This is a genomic window from Haloimpatiens myeolchijeotgali (genome assembly GCF_042688525.2).
In the GTDB taxonomy this organism is placed as follows: Bacteria; Bacillota; Clostridia; order Clostridiales; family Clostridiaceae; genus Haloimpatiens.
This window is the reverse complement of sequence record NZ_JBHWAB010000001.1, coordinates 1-2500: the sequence shown is the minus strand read 5'-3', so window position 1 is coordinate 2500 and position 2500 is coordinate 1. Positions and strand designations below refer to the sequence as shown.

The window sequence follows — 2500 nt, the reverse complement described above, 5'->3', positions numbered from 1 at the left end:
CCTACAATCTGTCGAAGCACTTTATATGTGTGACGGCGTGCTTTTTGTAGAACGAGCCAGCGAGTTACGGTATGTAGCGAGGTTAAGCACCTAAGGTGTGGAGCCGCAGGGAAACCGAGTCTGAATAGGGCGTTTAGTTGCATGCTGTAGACCCGAAACCGAGTGACCTATCCATGGCCAGGTTGAAGCGGAAGTAAAATTCCGTGGAGGACCGAACCCGTTGGTGTTGAAAAACCATGGGATGAGCTGTGGATAGCGGAGAAATTCCAATCGAACTCGGAGATAGCTGGTTCTCCTCGAAATAGCTTTAGGGCTAGCGTCAGGTAATTGAGTAATGGAGGTAGAGCACTGAATAGGCTAGGGGCCATAGTGGTTACTGAACCTTATCAAACTCCGAATGCCATCTACTTGTATCCTGGCAGTCAGACTGCGAATGATAAGATCCGTGGTCAAAAGGGAAACAGCCCAGATCATCAGCTAAGGTCCCAAAGTGTAAGTTAAGTGGTAAAGGATGTGGGATTTCTAAGACAACTAGGATGTTGGCTCAGAAGCAGCCACTCATTCAAAGAGTGCGTAATAGCTCACTAGTCAAGAGATCCTGCGCCGAAAATGTCCGGGGCTCAAACTTACCACCGAAGCTATGGGCTCGAAAGAGCGGTAGAGGAGCTTCCTATATTGGCTGAAGTCGTACCGTAAGGAGCGGTGGACGATATAGGAGTGAGAATGCTGGCATAAGTAGCGACAAACAGGTGAGAATCCTGTTGGCCGAAAATCTAAGGTTTCCTGAGGAAGGCTCGTCCGCTCAGGGTTAGTCGGGACCTAAGCCGAGGCCGAAAGGCGTAGGTGATGGACAATCGGTTGATATTCCGATACCGCCATTTTCCGTTTGAGAAATGGGGTGACGCAGAAGGATAAGATGTGCGCACTGTTGGATGTGCGTCTAAGCACTTAGAGTGATTGAACAGGCAAATCCGTTCAATCTTAAGCTTGAGGTGTTATGGGGAGCGAAATTTTAGTAGCGAAGTATCTGATTCCACACTGCCAAGAAAAGCCTCTATCGAGGAAGATGGTGCCCGTACCGCAAACCGACACAGGTAGATGAGGAGAGAATCCTAAGGCCAGCGGAAGAATTGTTGTCAAGGAACTCGGCAAATTAACCCCGTAACTTAGGGAGAAGGGGTGCCTGCGAGAGCAGGCCGCAGTGAATAGGCTCAAGCAACTGTTTAGCAAAAACACAGGTCTCTGCTAAAGCGAAAGCTGATGTATAGGGGCTGACGCCTGCCCGGTGCTGGAAGGTTAAGGGGATTGGTTAGCGTAAGCGAAGCCTTGAACTTAAGCCCCAGTAAACGGCGGCCGTAACTATAACGGTCCTAAGGTAGCGAAATTCCTTGTCGGGTAAGTTCCGACCCGCACGAATGGCGTAATGATTTGAGCACTGTCTCGACAACAAATCCGGTGAAATTGTAGTGGGGGTGAAGATGCCCTCTACCCGCGATTGGACGGAAAGACCCCGTAGAGCTTTACTGTAGCTTAGCATTGAATTTCGGTATTGTCTGTACAGGATAGGTGGGAGACTTAGAAATAGGGGCGTCAGCTTCTATGGAGTCGTCCTTGGGATACCACCCTGACAGTATTGAAATTCTAACCGGAGGCCATGTATCTGGTCACGGGACATTGTTAGGTGGGCAGTTTGACTGGGGCGGTCGCCTCCTAAAATGTAACGGAGGCGCCCAAAGGTTCCCTCAGCGCAGTTGGAAATTGCGCGCAGAGTGCAAAGGCATAAGGGAGCTTGACTGCGACACATACAAGTGGAGCAGGGACGAAAGTCGGGCTTAGTGATCCGGTGGTTCCTCGTGGGAGGGCCATCGCTCAACGGATAAAAGCTACCTCGGGGATAACAGGCTGATCTCCCCCAAGAGTCCACATCGACGGGGAGGTTTGGCACCTCGATGTCGGCTCGTCACATCCTGGGGCTGAAGTCGGTCCCAAGGGTTGGGCTGTTCGCCCATTAAAGTGGCACGCGAGCTGGGTTCAGAACGTCGTGAGACAGTTCGGTCCCTTTCCGTCGCGGGCGTAGGAAATTTGAGAGGAGCTGTCCTTAGTACGAGAGGACCGGGATGGACCAACCTCTGGTGCACCAGTTGTCATGCCAATGGCATAGCTGGGTAGCTATGTTGGGACGGGATAAACGCTGAAAGCATCTAAGCGTGAAGCCCACCTCAAGATTAGATTTCCCATAGCGTAAGCTAGTAAGACTCCTGGAAGACTACCAGGTTGATAGGTCAGAGGTGTAAGCGTGGTAACATGTTAAGCTGACTGATACTAATAAGTCGAGGGCTTGACCAAATAATTAACACTGTGCAATTTTGAAAGAACAATAATCTGGTGATTATGGCTCAAAGGTAACACCCCTTCCCATTCCGAACAGGACGGTTAAGCTTTGAAGCGCCGATGGTACTGCAGGGGAAGCCCTGTGGAAGAGTAGGTCGTCGCCAGGTAA

Annotated in this window: 2 rRNA genes (1 of these 2 cut by a window edge); both read left to right on the top strand. The window is 50.6% G+C overall.

The features are described 5' to 3' along the window. Window positions 1–2346: ribosomal RNA gene (locus tag ACFIJ5_RS00010) — 23S ribosomal RNA — on the top strand; it begins 553 nt to the left of the window's first position. A 35-nt stretch (window positions 2347–2381) separates the two neighbouring features. After that, a 5S ribosomal RNA gene (gene rrf, locus ACFIJ5_RS00005) occupies window positions 2382–2498 on the top strand. Window positions 2499–2500 lie beyond the last annotated feature (2 nt).